17 protein-coding genes are annotated in these 19,373 nt (G+C 71.8%); 4 read left to right on the top strand and 13 right to left on the bottom strand.

Annotated features, from left to right (window positions below; genetic code table 11):
• Positions 1 to 2: 2 nt before the first annotated feature.
• A complete protein-coding gene (dnaK, locus tag ACIBCK_RS17375) occupies positions 3 to 1,874 on the bottom strand; it encodes a molecular chaperone DnaK (RefSeq protein WP_399391050.1) in 1,872 nt (623 codons plus the stop codon).
• A gap of 158 nt (positions 1,875 to 2,032) precedes the next feature.
• Positions 2,033 to 2,458 (bottom strand): OsmC family protein, encoded by a 426-nt coding sequence (locus tag ACIBCK_RS17370; RefSeq protein ID WP_399391048.1) that lies wholly within the window; start codon positions 2,456 to 2,458, stop codon positions 2,033 to 2,035.
• A 244-nt stretch (positions 2,459 to 2,702) separates the two neighbouring features.
• Between ACIBCK_RS17370 and ACIBCK_RS17365 the strand changes: the two genes are divergently transcribed.
• Entirely contained in the window at positions 2,703 to 4,337 is a 1,635-nt protein-coding gene (locus ACIBCK_RS17365; protein ID WP_399391046.1) for a DUF6345 domain-containing protein, read from the top strand.
• Positions 4,338 to 4,355: 18 nt separating this feature from the next.
• Here the strand turns inward: ACIBCK_RS17365 and ACIBCK_RS17360 are convergent, their stop codons facing one another.
• The 3 genes from ACIBCK_RS17360 to ACIBCK_RS17350 all read right to left on the bottom strand — a co-directional run bounded on the left by ACIBCK_RS17360 (position 4,356) and on the right by ACIBCK_RS17350 (position 8,526).
• Positions 4,356 to 5,774, bottom strand: coding sequence for an amino acid permease (locus ACIBCK_RS17360; RefSeq protein WP_399391044.1), 1,419 nt, complete (start codon positions 5,772 to 5,774; stop codon positions 4,356 to 4,358).
• Positions 5,775 to 5,856: 82 nt separating this feature from the next.
• A complete protein-coding gene (locus tag ACIBCK_RS17355) occupies positions 5,857 to 8,004 on the bottom strand; it encodes a phage holin family protein (RefSeq protein ID WP_399391042.1) in 2,148 nt (715 codons plus the stop codon).
• 99 nt (positions 8,005 to 8,103) lie between these two features.
• A complete protein-coding gene (locus ACIBCK_RS17350) occupies positions 8,104 to 8,526 on the bottom strand; it encodes a hypothetical protein (protein WP_399391040.1) in 423 nt (140 codons plus the stop codon).
• Positions 8,527 to 8,625: 99 nt separating this feature from the next.
• Here ACIBCK_RS17350 and ACIBCK_RS17345 point away from each other — a divergent pair, with 99 nt between their 5' ends.
• Together ACIBCK_RS17345 and ACIBCK_RS17340 are read left to right on the top strand one after the other, a co-directional pair.
• Positions 8,626 to 9,414, top strand: a complete 789-nt coding sequence (locus tag ACIBCK_RS17345; protein WP_399391038.1) for an MBL fold metallo-hydrolase — start codon at positions 8,626 to 8,628, stop codon at positions 9,412 to 9,414.
• Positions 9,411 to 10,046, top strand: a complete 636-nt coding sequence (locus ACIBCK_RS17340) for a DedA family protein (RefSeq protein WP_399391036.1) — start codon at positions 9,411 to 9,413, stop codon at positions 10,044 to 10,046. Before ACIBCK_RS17345 ends, ACIBCK_RS17340 begins: the two co-directional genes overlap by 4 nt.
• On the opposite strand, the gene ACIBCK_RS17335 is transcribed toward ACIBCK_RS17340, so the two are convergent.
• Complete coding sequence (locus tag ACIBCK_RS17335) at positions 10,043 to 11,248, bottom strand: aminotransferase class I/II-fold pyridoxal phosphate-dependent enzyme (protein ID WP_399391034.1); 1,206 nt, start codon at positions 11,246 to 11,248, stop codon at positions 10,043 to 10,045. The two genes, ACIBCK_RS17340 and ACIBCK_RS17335, sit on opposite strands and share 4 nt — an antisense overlap.
• Before the next feature lie 84 nt (positions 11,249 to 11,332).
• Entirely contained in the window at positions 11,333 to 12,130 is a 798-nt protein-coding gene (locus ACIBCK_RS17330; protein WP_399391032.1) for an RNA polymerase sigma factor SigF, read from the bottom strand.
• Positions 12,131 to 12,440: 310 nt separating this feature from the next.
• Between ACIBCK_RS17330 and ACIBCK_RS17325 the strand changes: the two genes are divergently transcribed.
• Positions 12,441 to 12,812 carry a CBS domain-containing protein gene (locus ACIBCK_RS17325; protein WP_399391029.1) on the top strand — a complete coding sequence of 124 codons (372 nt, stop codon included), beginning with the start codon at positions 12,441 to 12,443 and terminating at the stop codon, positions 12,810 to 12,812.
• Positions 12,813 to 13,079: 267 nt separating this feature from the next.
• On the opposite strand, the gene ACIBCK_RS17320 is transcribed toward ACIBCK_RS17325, so the two are convergent.
• From ACIBCK_RS17320 to ACIBCK_RS17295, 6 genes are all read right to left on the bottom strand, one after another.
• Positions 13,080 to 13,805: a response regulator gene (locus tag ACIBCK_RS17320; RefSeq protein ID WP_399391028.1), complete on the bottom strand. Its 726-nt coding sequence runs from the start codon at positions 13,803 to 13,805 to the stop codon at positions 13,080 to 13,082.
• Entirely contained in the window at positions 13,802 to 14,962 is a 1,161-nt protein-coding gene (locus tag ACIBCK_RS17315) for a sensor histidine kinase (protein WP_399391026.1), read from the bottom strand. Before ACIBCK_RS17315 ends, ACIBCK_RS17320 begins: the two co-directional genes overlap by 4 nt.
• 27 nt (positions 14,963 to 14,989) lie before the next feature.
• A complete protein-coding gene (locus tag ACIBCK_RS17310; protein ID WP_399391025.1) occupies positions 14,990 to 15,820 on the bottom strand; it encodes a hypothetical protein in 831 nt (276 codons plus the stop codon).
• 130 nt (positions 15,821 to 15,950) lie between these two features.
• Positions 15,951 to 16,946, bottom strand: a complete 996-nt coding sequence (locus ACIBCK_RS17305; RefSeq protein WP_399391023.1) for an AraC family transcriptional regulator — start codon at positions 16,944 to 16,946, stop codon at positions 15,951 to 15,953.
• A gap of 45 nt (positions 16,947 to 16,991) precedes the next feature.
• Positions 16,992 to 17,603 carry a TIGR03086 family metal-binding protein gene (locus ACIBCK_RS17300; RefSeq protein WP_399391021.1) on the bottom strand — a complete coding sequence of 204 codons (612 nt, stop codon included), beginning with the start codon at positions 17,601 to 17,603 and terminating at the stop codon, positions 16,992 to 16,994.
• A 32-nt stretch (positions 17,604 to 17,635) separates the two neighbouring features.
• Positions 17,636 to 19,255, bottom strand: coding sequence for an ABC-F family ATP-binding cassette domain-containing protein (locus ACIBCK_RS17295; RefSeq protein ID WP_399391019.1), 1,620 nt, complete (start codon positions 19,253 to 19,255; stop codon positions 17,636 to 17,638).
• Positions 19,256 to 19,373 lie beyond the last annotated feature (118 nt).

The raw sequence follows: 19,373 nt of genomic DNA, 5'->3' as shown, positions 1-19,373 counted from the left end.
GGCTACCCCTCGCCTCCCTTGCCCTGCGCCCCCGGCTTCTCGTCGTCCACGATCTCCGCGTCGACCACGCCCTCCTCGGGGGCGGGTCCCGGAGCCCCCTGCTCCTGCTGGGCGCCCTCACCGGCGGCCGCGTACATGGCCTGGCCCATACGCTGACTGACGGAGGCCAGCTTCTCCGCGCCGGCGCGGAGGGCCGCCGTGTCGTCGGCCCTGTCCTTGAGGACGGCCTTCAACTCCGTGGCCGCCGCCTCCACTTCGGTCCTGGTGTCCGCGGGGATCCGCTCCTCGTTCTCCCGCAGGAAACGCTCCGTCTGATAGACGAGCTGCTCCGCCTGGTTGCGGGTCTCGGCCGCGTCGCGCCGCTTGCGGTCCTCCTCCGCGTGCTCCTCGGCCTCGCGCACCATGCGGTTGATGTCGTCCTTGGGCAGGGCGGAGCCGCCCGTGACGGTCATGCGCTGCTCGCGCCCCGTCGCCTCGTCCTTGGCGGAGACGTGCATGATGCCGTTGGCGTCGATGTCGAAGGTGACCTCGATCTTGGGCACGCCGCGCGGCGCCGGGGGCAGTCCGGTCAGATCGAAGACACCCAGCCTCTTGTTGTACGCCGCGATCTCCCGCTCCCCCTGGAAGACCTGGATGCCGACCGACGGCTGGTTGTCCTCGGCGGTCGAGAAAGTCTCCGAACGCCGGGTGGGAATGGTCGTGTTGCGCTCGATGAGCTTGGTCATGATGCCGCCCTTGGTCTCGATCCCGAGGGACAGCGGCGTCACGTCGAGAAGCAGGACATCCTTCACGTCGCCCCTGATCACGCCGGCCTGGAGCGCCGCGCCGAGCGCCACCACCTCGTCCGGGTTGACGCCCTTGTGCGGTTCGCGCCCGGTGAGTTCCTTGACCAGTTCCGTCACCGCGGGCATCCGCGTCGAACCGCCCACCAGGATCACGTGGTCGACGGCCGACAACTGCACGCCCGCGTCCTTCACCGCCTGATGGAAGGGGACACGACAGCGCTCCAGCAAGTCCGCTGTGAGCTCCTGGAACTGAGCGCGCGTCAGCTTCTCCGCGAGATGCAGAGGGCCCTCCGCCGACGCCGTGACGTACGGCAGGTTGATGTCCGTCTCGCTCGACGACGACAGCTCGATCTTGGCCTTCTCGGCGCCCTCCCGCAGCCGTTGCAGCGCCATCTTGTCCTTGCCGAGGTCCACCCCGTACGCGTTCTTGAACTGCCGTACGAGGTACTCGACGATGCGCTGGTCCCAGTCGTCGCCGCCCAGCTGCGTGTCGCCGTTGGTGGCCTTCACCTCGATGACGCCGTCGCCCATCTCCAGGAGCGAGACGTCGAAGGTGCCGCCGCCGAGGTCGAAGACGAGGACCGTCTGGTCGTCGCCCTTGTCGAGGCCGTACGCGAGGGCCGCGGCCGTGGGTTCGTTGATGATGCGGAGCACGTTCAGGCCCGCGATCTCGCCGGCCTCCTTGGTCGCCTGGCGCTGCGTGTCGTCGAAGTAGGCGGGGACCGTGACGACGGCGTCCGTGACGTCCTCGCCCAGATAGGACTCGGCGTCACGCTTGAGCTTCTGCAGGACGCGGGCCGACAGCTCCTGCGCGGTGTACCGCGTGCCGTCCACGGAACCGCCCTCCGGGAAGCGCCAACTCCCGTCGCCCATATGGCGTTTGACGGAGCGCGCGGTGCGCTCCACGTTCGTGACCGCCTGCCGCTTGGCGACCTCTCCCACGAGTACGTCGCCGTTCTTCGCGAAGGCGATGACCGAAGGCGTGGTGCGCGCCCCCTCCGCGTTGGCGACGACCGTGGGATCACCGCCCTCCAGGACGGCCACCACTGAGTTCGTCGTTCCGAGGTCGATCCCGACTGCACGTGCCATGTCCAGTCCCCTTCCACCACGAGCCCGTTTCCCGGCGCACTTCGACCTCCATCACAAAACTTGAGCGGCGTGTTGTCAATGCCGCCCATGACTGTGCCGCCGCCCCGGGAGGGACGGCGGCACGGTCGGAATTGGCCGGAAAGTGCTTCCGGCCGGCCTCAGGCCAGCTTCGCCGACAGCGTGATGGTCGTGCCCGTCAGCGCCTGGCTCACGGGGCAGTTCGCCTTGGCGTCCTCGGCGGCGGAGACGAACGCGGCCTCGTCGAGGCCCGGCACCTCGCCCTCGACGGTGAGGTGGATGCCGGTGATGCCGGTGCCGGGCTGGAAGGTCACGTCGGCGGAGGTCGTCAGGCGGGTGGGCGGGGTGCCCGCGCCCGTCAGACCGTGCGACAGCGCCATGGAGAAGCAGCTGGAGTGCGCGGCGGCGATCAGCTCTTCCGGGCTGGTCTTGCCGTTGGCCTGCTCGGCGCGGGCCGGCCAGGACACCGCCTGCTCGCCGATCCCGGAGGAGTCGAAGGTGACGGTTCCCGAGCCCTCCGTCAGAGAGCCTTCCCAGACCGTGTGCGCGGAGCGCGTGGTAGCCACGATGTAGATCCCTTCAGTGCGGTTCCGTGATGCGTCGCGGAACGTCCGTGGGCCCATCCGATCACACCCTGACTCGGCGCACATGGAAGACCGGCCCACGGGGAGGCGGGGGTGCCTGAGGCGGCACGGCAGTCCCGGGGCGCGGTCGCTATGGCCGAAATGACAACTGTGCAAGGCGCGCCCGCGGTGACACTTTGAGGCCCCCTCGCCCACGGGACGAGGAGACCACTCAGGGGGTTTGGCCATGCGCATGAATTTCTCGGAACGCGGCCCGTCGCCGCTGGAAGGTGCGAAGCCGGGAGCCGCCGGTGACCGTGACTCGACGTTCGGCTGGTGGGGCGCCTTCAGCATCCAGAAGTTCGTCAACCAGTCACCTCTCTTCCACACACACGCCGACGCCACGGGGTGGCTGGCGTACCTCCAGCAGTTCTACGACCGCAACTTCTGGTTCGCGGACGGCGGGGCGCAGGTCTGGGCGTACGAGGAGACGTACGACAACTGGCAGGACCGCTACGGCATGGACGCGGTGGTCGCCGTGTACCACTCGGGCCACGGCGGCATGGACGGCAACGGCGTGTTCTTCGCGCCGCTCGGCGCGGTCTGGGACGGCCGCAGCGACGCGATCTCCAACCGGATGGCGCTGGGCAACGAGAAGGCCAACTACGTCTTCTGGTCCACCTGCACCTCGCTGCGCGTCCTTGGCGGGCACTCCCCGATCCGCACCTGGGCGGGGCCCAACATCGGCTTCCGCATGATCTTCGGCTTCGAGACCGTCAGCATCGACAGCCCGGACTACGGCAAGAAGTTCTGGGAGAAGTGGCGGGCCGGGCAGACCTTCACCGACGCGTGGCTGAACGCCAGCTGGGACATCCACAAGGGCCAGGCGCCCTCGGTCTGCGCGGTCGGCGTCAACCAGGCCGACGCCAACGCGCGGCTCAACGGCGAGCGCACCCTGTACCGCGAGCACGTGCAGGACAACTGGTACGCGTGGCGCTGGTACAACGCGCGCGAAAGCCTCAGGGAGCCGCTGACGCAGGCGCCGGCCACCCCGCAGATCGTGCAGCTCGCGCCGCGCGACCCGGGCGAGGAGCTCACCAAGGCGGGCCGCATCGCCGACTTCCCGTCGGCGGCCCTGCAAGAGGTGCAGGTCGAGCAGCAGGGCGTGCTCAGCGCCACCTCCGGCGACCGGATCGTCTCCACTGCTCCGCACGCCGTCCGGTGGGTCAAGCTCGCCGAGGCCAACCACCGCAACCTGCGGCAACTGCCCACGGAGCAGGCGGTCGAGGCGGCGCGCGCGTTCGCCGAGCAGCACGCCGACGGCGCCGAACTCGTCGTGGACAGCGTGCACGACCTGATGCAGAACTCCGGGGCGAAGGACGGCTCCGAGCTGGGCGAGCCGGTGTCACTGGAGACCCATGTGACGTTCCGGCAGGTCTTCGACGGCATCCCGGTCATCACGCCCGACCGCGGTCTCATCCGCGTGGCCCTGGACAATGACGCGACCGTCGTCCAGGCGCAGATCTCCACGCGCGAGACCACCGGCACGACGCGCGAGCCGAGCACGGACGTCTCGCCGCCGCCCGAGGGCGCGTCGGCGACGGTCGCGGCGCCGCGGACACGCGACCCGCACGAGGCGCTCGCCGCGGCCCAGCGCAGGCTGCTCGCCGAGCTCGCCGCCGTGACGGCCGACGAGCAGGGCGGCCAGGGTGCCGCCGCCCAGCGGGAGCCCGAGGTCAGGGACGTGCCGGGCACGTTCGACGTGGGCTACGAGATCGAGGGCAACGAGGCCTACCCGGCCGCCCGCAAGCTGATCGAGATCGGGTCGCCCGACAGCATGTTCACCACCCGCCGCTGGGTGGTCGCGCCGCTCGCCAGGTAGGACTTCCCGGCGAGTACATCAGTGGGTGGCGGTCCGCTTCTTGCGGGCCGCCATCCACGCGTAGACGAGCACGCCCGCGAAGAGGAACAGGACGCCCTGGTAGACGGCCGCGTATCCGGACCCGGCGACGAGCCACATCGAGAAGCCGAACGCGATGCCCGCGAGGATGCCGTCCCGCGCCAGGCGGGCGCGGTTGACGCGCTCGCCCTGCCCGGAGACGAGGAAGTAGATCTGCGCGGCGGTGGCCAGGAGGTAGGGCACGGTGGCGGTGAACGTGGTGATCAGGACCAGCGACTCGAAGACGCCGCTCGATCCCGCCGTGTAGTTGTAGACGGTGAGCAGCGAGGCCAGGACGACGGTGACGACGACGCCCACGGTCGGCACTCCACGCTTCTTCCTGCCGAAGGCGGCGGGGAAGAGCCCGTCCTTGGCGGCGGCGTACGGCGCCTGGGCGCTCAGCAGGGTCCAGCCGTTGAGCGCGCCGACCATCGAGACGAGCGCGGCGAGCGCCACGGCCGTACCGCCCCAGGAGCCGCCGAACATGACGTTGACGGCGTCCGAGAACGGCGCGGTGGAGCCGACGAGCTTGTCGTGGGCGACGGTGCCGAAGACGGCGAGGGTGCCGAGCAGGTAGACGACGGCGGCGCCGAGCGTGCCCAGGATGGTGGCGCGGCCGACGTTGCGGCGCGGATCGCGCACCTCTCCGGCGCTGACGGCGGCCGACTCGACGCCCAGGTAGGAGAAGAGCAGAATCGCGGCCGATGCGGAGACCGCGCCGACCGGGCTGCCGTCGCCTGCCTGGAAGGGCCCGAGGTTGGCACTGTCGAAGAAGAACAGCCCGCCGATCGCGACAAGCAGCAGGGGCACGAACTTCAGCACGGTGGCGACGAGTTGGACCGCGCCGACGTAGCGGGTGCCGGCGAGGTTCGCGAGCGCGGGCAGGAGTTGCAGCACCAGGGCGGCCAGGCAGGCGGTCCACCTGTGGTCGTTGACCGGTATCAGGACGTCCAGATAGCCGACGGCGGCGACGGCCAGCGCGGCGTTCGACACCCAGGTGGTGGCCCAGTAGGACCAGGCCGCGAGGAAGCCCGCGAAGTCGCCGAACGCGGCGCGTGCGTAGACGTACGGTCCGCCGGTGCGCGGGTCGCGCTGCGCGAGCCTGCCGAAGACCAGGGCGAGGGCGATGGCGCCCGCGGTCAGGACGCCGAACGCGACGAGGCTGATGGTCCCGAACGGGGCGACGGAGGCCGGGAGCAGGAAGATGCCGCCGCCGATGATGTTGCCCATGACGAGGCAGGTGGCGATGGGAAGGCCGAAACGGCGAGCGTGCCTGCTGCCGGGCTCCGTGTGCTCTGCCTGTTCGGCGTGCCGCTCTGTCCGCTGTTCTTCCTGGTCGGGAGCCGGAGCCGGCTTGATCGCGGTTCCGGTGTCGTGCATGGGGTGGTGCCTCTCATCGCGTGGGACGCCCGGGATCGCCGGGGCGAGAGACATGGTCGGGCACGGCGGGGGCCGTACAAAATCAGTGTGTTTTGTCCTGTGCGGCAGGGTCGACGACCGCAAAAGCTGTGCCGTCCGGGTCGACGGGCCGGGAATCGTCCGTAGTCCGGGCAACCCCTGTGACCAGCGGAATCTCTGGTCCCAGATACTCGCCGAGCCAGCGCCGGAGCACGTCGTGGACCCTCTCGGCGCCGACGAGTTCGTCCCCCTCGTCGACCGGGGCGGAGAGCACGAGGGGGGAGAGCAGGAACGGCTGCGCCTGCGCGCCGCCGAGTCCGCCGTGCGAGCCGATCTGCTCCTCGAAGGCGAGCACTTCGCCCTCCTGGGGGTCGTACCAGGAGTTGACCATGATGTCGGCGGCATGCGGGAAGCCGTCGGTGCGGCGCACGGCCTCGGCTGCGCCCGGCCCGAAGTCGGCCAGGGGCCCGAGGTCACCGGGTCGCTCGTCGAGGTACACCTCCGCACCCCGCGCGCCGAGGACGACCGCGCCGCGCTCCTGACTGTGTACGAGGAGGAAGCCGACGCCCGGGTGGTTGGCGAGGGTGGGCAGGAGCGCCGGGTGGCGCAGTTCGATCTCCTCGCGGGTCATGCGGTGCGCGACGTCGGGGAACGAGACGAGGCCGAGGTTGCCGGACGCGAGGACGATGGGCTCCGCACGGTGGGCGGGGCGGTGCTGCCCCGCGCCCTCCTCGACCGGGCGGCGCAGGGCGGCGCGGACCGTCGAGCGTGCCTCGGCGCCGCTGTGCGTGCGCTGTGCCTTGCGCGGCACGGGCAGTCCGCAGCCGGCCCTGACCAGGTCGGCGAGGGTGAGACCGTAGCGGGCCTGGAAGGTCTCGCCGGGGCTCTGGCCGTGGTCGGAGAGGACCACGATGCGGTAGGCGCGGGGGGCGTGTTCGGCGACCTTCGCGATGAGCGCGAGGGACCGGTCGAGCCGCTGGAGCACCTTGTCCACGTCGCCGCCGCGGGGGCCGGAGTGATGGGCCACTTCGTCGTACGCGACGAGGTCGGCGTAGACCGCGCTGCGCCCGGCGAGCATGTCCCCGATGACCGCGGTGACGACGACATCGCGCTCGACGACGGTCGCGAAGGCGCGGATGAAGGGGTAGAGCCCGCCCCTGCCGACGCGGGGGCGCCGCTTCCCGAGCCGGGCGCGGGTCGACTCGCCGATCTCGCGGCCGACTTCGGCGACGAAGGACAGGGCGGTGCGCACGGCGTTGGCGGGGTCGCAGAAGTAGGCGAAGTACCCGGCGCGCGAGCGGTTCTCCTTGCCGCGGCGTGCGGCCATGGAGAGCACGAGCGCGACCTGCTCGGCGCCGCCGCTGAAGAGGTTGCCGCGGCTGGCCCCGTCGACGGTGAGGAGGCCGCCGTCGCCGGTGCGCTCGATGGCGCGGCGCTGGAGCTCGACCGCCGACGCCGGCCGGTTGGAGACCATCACCTCCCCGGTGTCCTTCTCGTACCAACGGAAGGCGGGGACATCGTGGTTGGAGCCGTGCAGGATGCCGAGCTGGCTCGCGCCGGTCTGGCTCGACCAGTCGGTGCGCCAGGGGGTGAGCCGGTGGGTGGCTTCGCGCCCCTGGCCGAGCCAGCCCGCGACGGTCGGCATGAGGCCCTTGTCCATGGCGGCGCACAGGACGTCGTGACCGACGCCGTCGAGCTGCATGAAGACGGTGCCCGGCGGTACGGGGCCGACCCGGCTCTCGGCGAGACGGCGGCGTCTGCGGTCGGCGAGGCGGTAGAGGCGGCGGCGGTAGGCGTCGTCGTCGCGGACGGCGAGGGCGCCGCCGGTGGCGGAGGCGACCGCGGACATGACCGCGGCGACGACGACGGCGGTCTCGGGGTTGGCCTCGCCGCGGCCGTCGGGGATGAGACTGAGGGCGAGCAGCAGCAGTGAGCCGTTGAGGGCGAAGGCGAGCAGCCCGAGCACGAGCGCGGGCACGAGCAGCAGCGCCCGCACGAGCAGGGGCCACACCAGCGAGGAGAGCAGACCGAAGGCGCCGGCGCCCAGGGCGGCCGTGCTGGCGATGCGGGTGGCGCTGTCATCGTCGTCGGCCTGCAACTGGAAGTCGGGCAGGATGCCGGCGAGCGCGAGCATGGTGAGCGTGCTGACCAGCCACACGGCGACGGATCTCCACAGCACGCTGCCGATGGCCCGCCATCGTTCTCGCCCCACGCCGTGCCGCCTCACGTTTCATGACAGATCAGGACACCAGCGTGTCACAGGGTGTACGGGTCGGTGGGCGGGGTCGGGTCTGGGGCCGTCGAGGTCGGGTCAGCGGCCGTCGTACCCCGCTGTCGGCATGGAGAGCCGCCGGTGGACGTGGGCCTTCATCACCGCGTCGTACGAGGGTTCGGCGAGGCCCGCCGTCTCGATCCGCACCCCACGCCGCCCGCACTCCGCGGTGAACTCGTCCGGCGAACGCAGCGCGAGGTCGAGGACCCGGCGGCTCGGCACGACGAAGAGGTCCACGAGCCCCTTGTCGACGTCGGCCCAGAGCACGGCGTGGTCGGCGGGCAGCCCGCGGACGACGAGTTCCCGGGTGATGACGTAGCCCCTGGCGGCGGCCCACCGCGCGCACATAGCGTGCTGGCTCCGGGAGTCCACCAGGAAGGGATCGGCGTCGAGCTCCTCCAGCGGGGTCAGGCTGGCGATCGCCGCGACCCGCAGCCCTGTCACACTCGCGGTGTCCTCCATCGCGTCCCCCTCACCTCCGGCCTGCGCACCACTGGCGTCAGCCGGAGACCATACTCCTGGCCGTAGGCTCGTAGACAGTCGCGCGAAGGAGGAACCGAGGTGCCGGTGGAGATCACCTGGTGGGGTCATGCCACCTGCACGGTCGAGGATTCAGGGCTACGGGTGCTCACCGACCCGCTGTTCACCCGTCGCCTCGCCCATCTGCGCCGGCGCAGAGGCGCGCTTCCGCCCCCCGAGGCGGCCGTCGCCGACGCCGTGCTCCTGTCCCATCTGCACGCCGACCATCTGCATCTGCCCTCCCTGGCGCGGATCGCCCCCGGCACCCGGGTGCTGTTGCCACGCGGCGCGCGCCGGCAGGTGCCGGGGCTTGCGCGCAGGCTCTCCCATCTGCACCTCGTCGATGTCGCGCCGGGGGACGAGGTGCGGATCGGCGACCTCACCGTACGGGTGGTGACGGCGCGGCACGACGGGCGGCGGCTGCCCGTGGGCCCGCAGGCCACGCCCGCGCTCGGCTTCGTGGTGCGGGGTGAGGCGCGGACGTATTTCGCCGGGGACACCGGGCTCTTCGACTCGATGGCCGACGAGGTCGGGGATGTCGACGTGGCGCTGCTCCCGGTCGGGGGCTGGGGGCCGTATCTCGGCCATGGTCATCTCGACGCGGGGCGCGCGGCACTCGCCCTCTCCAGGATCGCGCCGCGCAGCGCGGTGCCGGTGCATTACGGGACGTACTGGCCGATCGGCATGGATGCCGTACGGCCGCATGAATTCCACACTCCGGGTGAGGAGTTCGTACGCCAGGCGGCGCGGCTCGCGCCCGAGGTGGCCGTGCACCGTCTTGGGCACGGCGAGAGCGTACGGCCCGAGGTCGGCAAGGGAGACCCTCAGTGATCCTCTCCCTGGCGATACAGGTGTCGCCGACGTCCACGGGCCAGGCGGTCGGCTATCCGTCGTTGTTCCTGCTCATCGTGGTGGGCGCGCTGGTGCCGGTGGTGCCGACGGGCGCGCTCGTCAGTTCGGCGGCCGTGGTGGCCGTGCACCAGGACGCGCCCCTCGCGCTGCTCGTGGTGTTCGGGGTCTCGGCGTTCGCCGCGTTCCTCGGGGACATGGCGCTGTACTGGCTCGGCCGGCGCGGTATGCACTCCAAGAACGGCTCGCGCTGGTTGGCGGCGATCCGGGACCGGGCGCCCGAGGACCGTCTCGCGCAGGCGCAGGAGAAGCTCGATGACCACGGCGTCCTGGTCCTCGTCCTGTCCCGGCTCGTGCCCGCCGGGCGGATTCCGGTGATGCTGGCCTGTCTGATGGCGAAGATGCCGTTGCGCGATTTCGCCCGCGGTAGCGTTCCGGCGTGCCTCGCCTGGGCCGTGACGTACCAGCTGATCGGCATTCTCGGCGGCTCCCTCTTCAAGGAGCCGTGGCAGGGCGTGGTGGTGGCGGTCGCTCTGACGGTGCTGATCAGCGTCGCGCCGACGCTGTGGCGCAAGGTGCGGCACGCGGGGTCCGCGGGGTCCGCCGAGTCCTAGCCGAAGGCCGCTGCGAGCTTGCGCAACGCCCTTTTCACGTGCGGCAGTTCCAGCGCGTCCGGCGCGGTGAGCGAGGCCAGGCGCTCCTGCCGGTCCGCGCCGAGCAGCGGCCCGGTGGCCAGGCGTACGTGCAGCGCCGCCAGGTCGTCGCCGAAGCGGTGGCCGCCGGGTGCGGGCATGGAGAGGCGTTCGCCGAGGTAATCCTCCAGGTCCTGTGAGTCTCCGACGCCGCGCGCGGCGAGGGCGGTGCGCAGCGGGCCGAGGTCCACGTAGAGGTGGCGGCCGGCCGCCGGGGGCCGGGCCAGCGCGCCCGCCGCGAGCACGGCGTGGTGCGCGGCGGCGGCCACGCGCGCGTGCAGGCTGCTCGCGCGGGCGAGGCGGTCGGTGATCTCGTCCGGCTCGCCCAGGGCGTACGACGCCGCCGCGCCGACTGGCGCCGCGACGCATGCGCCCAGCGCGGTGAGGACGTCCAGGGTGCGGGCCCGCAGTGCGGCGCCCTGCGCACCGGCCGGGAAGCGGGCGACCGCGGCGGGCCAGCCCGGCGGCAGGAACGCCCCGGAGAGATCGGCGAGTGCCGTCACGCGTTCCGGAGCCATCTCGGCCGGACTGACCAGGACCGTGTCGTGCGGGCGGTGCAGGGTGTCGCGCCAGGTCTCGTCGCTGACGATGTGCAGCCCCTCGCCCGCGGCCGCCTCCACGGCTTCGTGCAGCACTTCCGGCGGCGGAACCGTGGCCGTCGGGTCGTCGGCGACGGAGAGCACGAGCAGCCGCGGGGTGCCGCCCTCGGCGCGGACACGGCGAACGGTCTCCATCAGGGCGTAGGGATCAGGCACGCCACCGCACTCCGCGGGCGTCGGCACGGGGTACACGGCCCGGCCCAGCAGCCGTACCTGCGGCGCCCACCAGGCGGGACAGGGCCGCGGGAGCAGCACGTCACCGCCGAGCGCGGCGGTCAGCGCGAGCAGCAGGGGCGCGGCGCCGGGCGCGGCGACGACGTGACCCCGCTCCACCGGCAGGCCACGCCGCCCCCAGTAGCCGCTCGCGGCATCCCGTAGGGCGGGGCTGCCGCCGGGCGGCTCGGCATGGGCGCGGCCCGCCGCACCGGCGAGCACGGCGGACAACTCAGGCAGGACGGGAAGCCCCGGCTCCGGCAGGGGCGGCCCGTACCGGACAGGTCCATGCCCTTCTGGTTCCGTCCGCATACATCAATCGAAACGCGACCTGCCGCTTGGCGCGCGCGGGGGCCTCCGGCCGGGTGGGTGCCGTCCTCGTACGCGCGGGCCGGCCTAGGCCGCGTCCTGCATGACCTCCTCGCGCAGGCGGTCACAGCAGCGGCTGATCAGACGCGAGACATGCATCTGGGAGATGCCCAGCTGCTCGGCGATGCGGCTCTGCGTCATGTCGCCGAAGAAGCGCATGTAGAGGATGTCGCGTTCCCGCTCGGGCAGCGCGGCGATGCGGGGCTTCACGGCCTCGCGGTCGACGACGACGTCGAGCGCGGGGTCGGGCGAACCGATGGCGTCACGCAGCGCGTAACCGTCCTCGCTGCCCGGCAGTTCGGCGTCCAGGGAGAGGGCGGTGAAGCTGTCGAGCGCCTCGAGACCGGCCGCCGCGTCCTCCACCGAAAGCTGCGCCTTCTCGGCGATCTCGACGAGGGTCGGCGCACGCCCGGGAACGGTCTGGGTCAGTTCCTGGCGGGCGAACCGCACCCGGTTGCGCAAGTCCTGCACCCGGCGCGGCACATGGAGGGTCCACATGTGGTCGCGGAAGTGACGCTTGATCTCGCCGGTGACCGTCGGCACCGCGTAGCTCTCGAAGGCACTGCCCCGCTCGGGGTCGTAACGGTCGACGGCCTTGACCAGGCCGAGGGCCGCCACCTGGCGCAAGTCGTCGAGTGCCTCACCGCGGTTGCGGAACCGGCCCGCGAGCCGTTCGGCCATGGGCAGCCAGGCCTTGACCAACTCCTGGCGCAGTGCGTCTCGTTCCGGACCGTGCGGCATCTCGGTGAGCCTGCGGAAAGCGGCTGCGGTGTCGGGGGCGTCGTCGTGCGGATGGCGCTTCGTCTGGCGCGCGTCGGATCGCATGATGCGTCGCAACTCCCTTGTCGGTGCCTTGGGTTGAAGAGTCACCGTGGGGTGCGCGCGGCATCGCGAAGGGCACACCCGGGCGAGCGCGAACTGCTCCCACGGACGTGCCTCCGGTCCGAAGCACTGTTCAACTCCGCCTGCCCCGAGGCCCGCGAGGCAAACACCTGTGCGTGACGAGGGGCGGCACCCGCAGCCCGTGGGGGTACAGGGGCCGGGTCTCCCCACTTCTTCCGGGCAAACCCGCATGGACCGTCTCGGCAGGGGTACTGCGGCACAGCGACTCACCCCCCACAGGAAGGGCCCCACCATGGCTGTCGTCGTAAGGGACGTCATGACTCCGGGCGTCGTGGCGGTAGGTCCCGATGCCTCGCTGGTGGAAGCCGCACAGCTGATGCGCGCGCAGGACATCGGGCATGTCCTGGTGGCCACGTCCGACCGGCTGGTCGGCGTGCTCACGGACCGGGACATCACGCTGCGGGCCGTCGCCGACGGCGCCGATCCCCTCACCGTCAGCGCGCAGGCCATCTGCACGCCGAATCCCGTGATGGTCGCCCCGGACGACGCGGTGTCGTCCGCGGTCAGTCTGATGCTGGAGAACGCCGTACGCAGGCTGCCCGTCGTCGAGGACGGACAGCCGGTCGGGATGGTGACCCTCACGGATCTCGCGGCGTCGGCCTGAGCGCACGCGTCGAAGGGTGCGGGCCCGGTTGCACGGGTGGTGCAGGGGGAGCGACCGGACCCGCGGCGCGGGCCCGGCCCGGCCTGAGGCCGGGCCGGAACGTCCCCGGTGGTCCGTCACGGCCGCGCCCCTGGGGCGGGTTATGGACCCGTGGGCAGCGACCGGCCCAGCCGGTGACAGGTGAAACGGTAAATCAGGCGCCCGTCACCCACGATCCGCTGAGCGCGGCCACTGTCCGGATAACGCACGGTCCGCAGGGGGGCGCTGTCACGGGCCTGGCCTGTCCACGCCCGCCAAGCCCGTCTCGTAGGCCACGATCACCAGTTGCGCGCGATCGCGCGCCCGGAGTTTGGCCAGCAGCCGCCCGATGTGCGTCTTGACCGTGGCGAGGCTCAGGTGCAGGTGCTCCGCCAGTTCTGTGTTGGAGAGGCCGCGGGCGATGAGGGAGAGGACCTCCAGCTCGCGGTCGGTGACGCCGTCCAGGGTTCGTGCCGGCGGACGGCCCGGCTCCGGCCGGCGGGTGAACTCGGCGATCAGGCGGCGGGTGACCGAGGGGGCCAGCAGGGAGTCGCCCGCGGCTATGACGGTGATGGCTTTCAGAACCTCCGACGGCGGGGTGTCTTTCAGGAGGAACCCTGCCGCGCCCGCGCGGAGCGCGGCGTAGACGTACTCGTCCAGGTCGAACGTGGTGAGGATGAGGACGTGGACGCCGCTGGTGGCGGGTTCGGCGCAGATGCGGCGGGTGGCCTCGATGCCGTCGAGGCCGGGCATGCGGATGTCCATGAGGACGACGTCCGGCTGTTCGTGGCGGGCGAGTTCGACCGCTTCGGAACCGTCCGCGGCTTCGCCGACGGCGGTCATTCCGGGGGTGTGGTCGACGAGCATGCGAAAGCTGCCGCGGACCATGGCCTGGTCGTCGGCGACGAGGACGCGGGTGGGGCCTTGGCCTGCGGGCGTACGAGGCGGGCCGGCCGACCCTGGCTGCGCGGTCATGCCGCTCTCTTCCGTTCGACTGGCAGGTGTACGGACACCGCGAAGCCGCCCTCCGGCCGGGGGCCGGCCTCGACGCTCCCGCCGTACGCGAGCACCCGCTCCCGTATGCCCAACAGGCCGTGCCCGCCCGGCAGATCACCGGGCGACGGGCGGGGGCCGCCCTTCGGGCCGTCGTCGGTCATGTGGACGCGGACTGCCTCGCCGTCCGCCGTGACCCTGATCCGACAGTGCGTCGGGGCGGCGTGTCTGACCGTATTGGTGAGACCTTCCTGCACGATCCGGTACACCGTCAGCTGCAATCCCTCCGCGAGGAACTCCGCGCCGCGGACCGTCAGTTCCACGTCAACGCCGGCCCGCCGCGCTTCTTCTGCCAGCCGGCCGAGGCCGCTGAGGTCCGGCGCCGGGCTCAGAGGGGCACCTTCCGTGCGCAGGACGCCGAGAGTTCGGCGCATCTCGGCAAGCGCGGTCCTGCTGGTCTCCTCTATGGCCCTGAGCGCGTTCCGGGCCTCCTGCGGATCGTCCTGGGCGACGTGGGCGGCAACGCCCGCCCGAACGGCGATCAGGCTGAGGTTGTGCGACACGATGTCGTGCAGATCCCGGGCCATGTGCAGGCGCTCCTGGTCGCGTACGCGCTCGTCGCGCCGCCGCTCCTCCCGCCGCGTCTCGGCCCGGCGGGCTCGGATGACGAAGCCCGCCGTCCACGAGCCCCCGATCACCAGCAGGGCAAGGGCGGCCACGCCCAGCGCGTCCTGCCGGCCACCGGCCGGGGTGATGACCGCCTCGCCCAGGTACACCCCGCCGGCGGCCACCGGCAGCGCGACAGCGAGCGCCGTGACCGAGCGGCGGACGGGCTCGGCCAGGCCCACCAGGTAGGCGGCCAGGCCCACCGCGGCGTACGGCTCCCGGGTCAGGTCGAGGACCGAGGCGGCGGTGACAGCCGCGAGCACGACACCCAGTACGGGCAGCGGCCACCTGCGGCGGAACGCGACAGGCAGGCCGACGGCCACGCCGATCAGCCATGCGAGCCAGGCCGGACCGCTGTAGACCGGCTGTCCGTCGGATGCGGTCATGCCTGAGAAACCGACGTAGACCAGGGTCAGGGCGAGGGCCGTCGCCAAGTCGATGGCGTAGAGATGTCGGCCGACAGTGTGACGCATGGCACGACCGTATCGGGCCCGGTCCACTCAGCCCGCCTGTCCCAGCAGCACCATCAGCGCGAGCGTCCCCAGCGTTAGCGGCACCCAGCGCAGCACCGCGGTCCGGCGGGGCCGCGGGTCCTGGCGAAGCAGGCCGATACCCAGCGGCAACAGGGCGGCGGTCAGCCCCGCAAGGGCCACGAGCGACAGCGGCGTGGTGCCCTTCAGGACACCGAGCGGCAGTCCGGCCGTCAGCGCGAGGGCGAGCGCACGTACCGGGCCGAGTACCCGGGTGCGCCAGGCGCCGAGGGCGAGCACGAGCCAGCCGGCCAGGATGGCGAGGTTCAGCGCGGAGAAGATCTGGAAGACCCCGTACGTCTCGGAGACGGCCCGGGTCGCGGCAGCGGCGCCCTCGGCCTCGGCCAGCCGGAAAGCCATATGGTCCACCCCGGCGTGAAAGGTCCGGGCGAGCAACCCTGACATGGCCAGCACCCCGCCCCACAACCCCCAGCCAGGGCTACGGATGCCGATCCGGGCGGCCAGCAGGGCCACGGCGGGCCAGAGCAGCAGATTGCCCGTGGCGAAGAGGGCGTACGAAGTGGCCATCCGCCCGGGATGCCGCTCGTACGCGGCGAGTTGAGCGGGAAAGAAGAAGTCGAAGCGGACGCGCAGCAGAGCCCCGGCCAGCATCAGCACCGGGCCCAGGACCATGGCGACGCCACCCACCCAACGCCCCGGAAACGCCTCCATACGCTCTACCGGCAGGATGCGGCCGAGTCCTCCGGAGGCAGAAGGCGGGGCGGGCACGGCCGTCAGGGCCGACGACGCGGCGGCTACAGGCGAGGAGTCAGGGGCGGTGGTCCGCGGCTGAAGGGTCATTCCCCGACCCTGCCTCGCAGGAACCACCCGAGGCATCGGACCAGGGCCTGGATTCCGGCGTCAGACCTGGGTATGACGCCTGGCACCAGAAACCCGAGAGGCAGCATCAGTAATCCCGCCCCCTGCCACCTCACCCCCGCAGCGTCTGCGAAGGCAGCTCGCCGAAGCGATCCCGGTACTGTTCGGCGAATCTGCCCAAGTGGCCGAAGCCCCATCGGTGTGCCACCTCGCTGACGCTGAGTGTGCTGGGCTCCGCGGAGCGCAATTCTTCGCGTACGCGGGTCAGTCGCACGTCCCGTACGTATGCCATGGGCGACATGCCCACGTAGCGGCGGAAGGCCTCCTGGAGCCAGCGCACCCCTACCCGCGCCTCGGCGGCGAGGACGGTTGTCGTGAACGGGTGCTCGGGGCGCTCCTGGACGGCGTCCATCGCGCGCTTCACGGGAGCCGGGCGCAACCTCTGCGCCGGAGCGCCGAGTTCGGCTCGGTAGGGGTGCTCCGCGGCGAGCAGCAGCCCGCTCAGTATCGCCTCCTGGAGGGGCGCGACGATCAGAGGTGACGTGTACATCGACGCCTGGCCCCGCGGGGTTGTGCCGGACCCTGTACGCAGATCCTCGATGACCGTGGCGACGAGCCGGGCCCAACTGCGGCCGGGGCCACGGGTGGTGTCGAGTGCGGGGGCGAGCGTCAGCGGGACGCGGACGGGCCTGCCGATGAGCTGTTCCAGCCGCCGGTCGAGGGCCTCACGGTCCATCTTCACGGCGAGGACCCGGCAGTCGCCGGTCCACCGCTCCACCACCGTGTCACCGACGGGCTGGAAGACCCCGGCCCGCTCCGCCGTCGCGACGGTCCCGGCGGCGCCGCCCTGCCGGAAGCGCATGTGTCCGCCGAGCAGTATGTTCACGTGGTACGCGCCCAGTTCGCCGAGCCGCATCCGCACATCGGCGCCGCAGCTGAGCTCGCCGAGGGTGAGCGCACCGAGCTGCCCGATGTCGAACTCGGCGCGGAAGGCGCGCGGCCCCTCGATGACGTCCATGAAGTTGCTGTAGAACGTGGCACCGATCATCTGCCGTGCCTCGTCCACGTCCGCGGTCCTGAAGGACGTCCTCGGCGCCTCGGCGCTCACGCGTGACTCACCCGCTCCCCCGACCTCACCGACGCTCCCCCGCGGCTACACCTCGCGCCCCAGCAGACTCAGCAACTCCGTCTGTGTGTCGGCGTCCTGCGGCGGTTCCACCGCGGGTGCGAAGAGCCCGCTCTTCGCCAGGTCAGCAGCGTACGGCTTCGTTTCGTGCAGGGAGAAGGCGACGAGGTCTTCCGGAAGTTCTTCGTCGGCGCCGATCGCCCGGGACAGGTCCCAGGCGTGCACGACGAGGTCGGTGATCATCTGCCCGCAGTAGAAGTCGGCCGCGGTGTCACCGAAGGAGAGATGCACCGTGCGGTAGATGGCGCCCGGCTCGCCGAACGCCTCACGGGCGGCGGCGGCTGCCGTGTCCCAGGAGGCGACGGGGTCGGGGCCGAGCACGTCGCCGTCGAAGGCGTCACCGACGGAGTCGATGGTGGCACCGTCGCGGACGAGCGAGGGCACCCAGAGCTGCTCGGTGGTCAGGTGGCCGACGAGGTCGCGCACGGACCAGTCGGTGCACGGCGTCGGCGCGTCCCACTGGTCGGCCCCGATCGCGTGCACCCGGTCGCCGAACAGGTCGAGGGCTGCGGCGTGCCGGGCGAGGAGCTCCTGGTCGTTCAGGTCGGACGGTCCGGCTGTGCCAGTCGTGTCTGCCATACCCGCCATTGTCCTCCTGGAGCCGGGAGGCGCTACCGCTTCCGCTCCACGCGCCGCTCGTCCCACACCGGCTCGGGCGTCTCGCGCACGAGTCCGTCGCTGCCGAAGACCAGATAGCGGTCGAAGGAGCGGGCGAACCAGCGGTCGTGCGTCACGGCGAGCACCGTACCCTCGTATGCCTCAAGGCCTTCCTGGAGCGCCTCGGCCGACTCCAGGTCGAGGTTGTCGGTGGGCTCGTCGAGCAGCAGGGCGGTGGAGCCCTCCAGCTCGAGGAGCAGAATCTGGAAGCGCGCCTGCTGACCGCCGGAGAGCCGCTCGAAGCGCTGCTCGGCCTGGCCGGTGAGCTCGTACCGGCGCAGGCGCGACATCGCGGGGCCCTTGGCCTGGGCGTGCTCGCGCCACAGGATGTCCAGGAGCGTGCGGCCGAAGAGCTCCGGGTGGGCGTGGGTCTGCGCGAAGTGGCCCGCCACGACGCGCGCGCCGAGCTTCCAGTCGCCGGTGTGCGTGACGTCGCCGCCGGCGAGGAGGCGCAGGAAGTGCGACTTGCCCGAGCCGTTCGAGCCGAGGACGGCGACCCGCTCGCCGTAGAAGACCTCCAGGTCGAAGGGTTTCATCAGGCCGGTCAGTTCGAGGTTCTTGCAGGTGATGGCCCGGATGCCGGTCCGCCCGCCCTGGAGCCGCATGGTGATGTCCTGCTCGCGGGGCGGCTCGGGCGGCGGCCCCGCCTCCTCGAACTTGCGAAGGCGGGTCTGCGCGGCGGCGTACCGCGAGGCCAGCTCGTGGCTGATGGAGGCGGCCTGGCGCAGGCTGAGCACCAGCTTCTTCAGCTGGGCGTGCTTCTCGTCCCAGCGCCTGCGCAGCTCCTCGAAGCGCGCGAACCGCTCGCGCCGCGCCTCGTGGAAGGTGGCGAAGCCGCCGCCGTGCACCCAGGCGTCGGCGCCCGCGGGGCCCGGCTCGACGCTGACGATCTTCTCGGCGGCGCGGGCGAGGAGCTCGCGGTCGTGCGACACGAACAGGACGGTCTTGCGCGTCTCCTTGAGCCGCTCCTCCAGCCAGCGCTTTCCGGGCACGTCGAGGTAGTTGTCCGGCTCGTCCAGGAGCAGCACCTCGTCGCCGCCGCGCAGCAGGGCCTCGAGCACGAGGCGCTTCTGCTCACCGCCCGAGAGGGTGCGGACCTCGCGGAACTGCGCCTTGTCGTACGGGATGCCGAGCGCGGCCATGGTGCACATGTCCCAGAGGGTCTCGGCCTCGTAGCCGTGCGCCTCGGCCCAGTCGGAGAGCGCCTGGGCGTACTGGAGCTGGGCGGCCTCGTCGTCGACCGTCATGATCAGGTGCTCGGCGACGTCCACGGCCTTGGCGGTCTCGCGGATGCGGGCGTTCGAGACGGAGACGAGCAGGTCGCGCACGGTCGTCTCGTCGCGTACGGAGCCGACGAACTGCGGCATGACACCGAGGCCGCCGCTGACGGTGACCGTGCCGCCGTGGGGCTGGATCTCGCCCGAGATCAGGCGGAGCAGGGTGGTCTTGCCCGCGCCGTTCGCCCCGACGAGGGCGACGATGGCGCCCTCACCGACACGGAAGGAGACATCGCCGAGCAGGGCTCGGCCGTCCGGCAGGTAGTACTCGATGTGCGCGGCTTCCAGATGTCCCATGCGGGGGATTCTCCGTGGCGGGCGCCGCTCGCCGCAAATACGTTTCGGATCCCTGCCCGAGGTGCCGACGTATACGAGCCACTCCCATTCCGCGGGATGAGCACCCGCCCACATACTG

This window comes from Streptomyces sp. NPDC051218 (genome assembly GCF_044455475.1).
In the GTDB taxonomy this organism is placed as follows: Bacteria; Actinomycetota; Actinomycetes; order Streptomycetales; family Streptomycetaceae; genus Streptomyces.
This window is presented reverse-complemented; position numbering and strand designations above follow the sequence as displayed.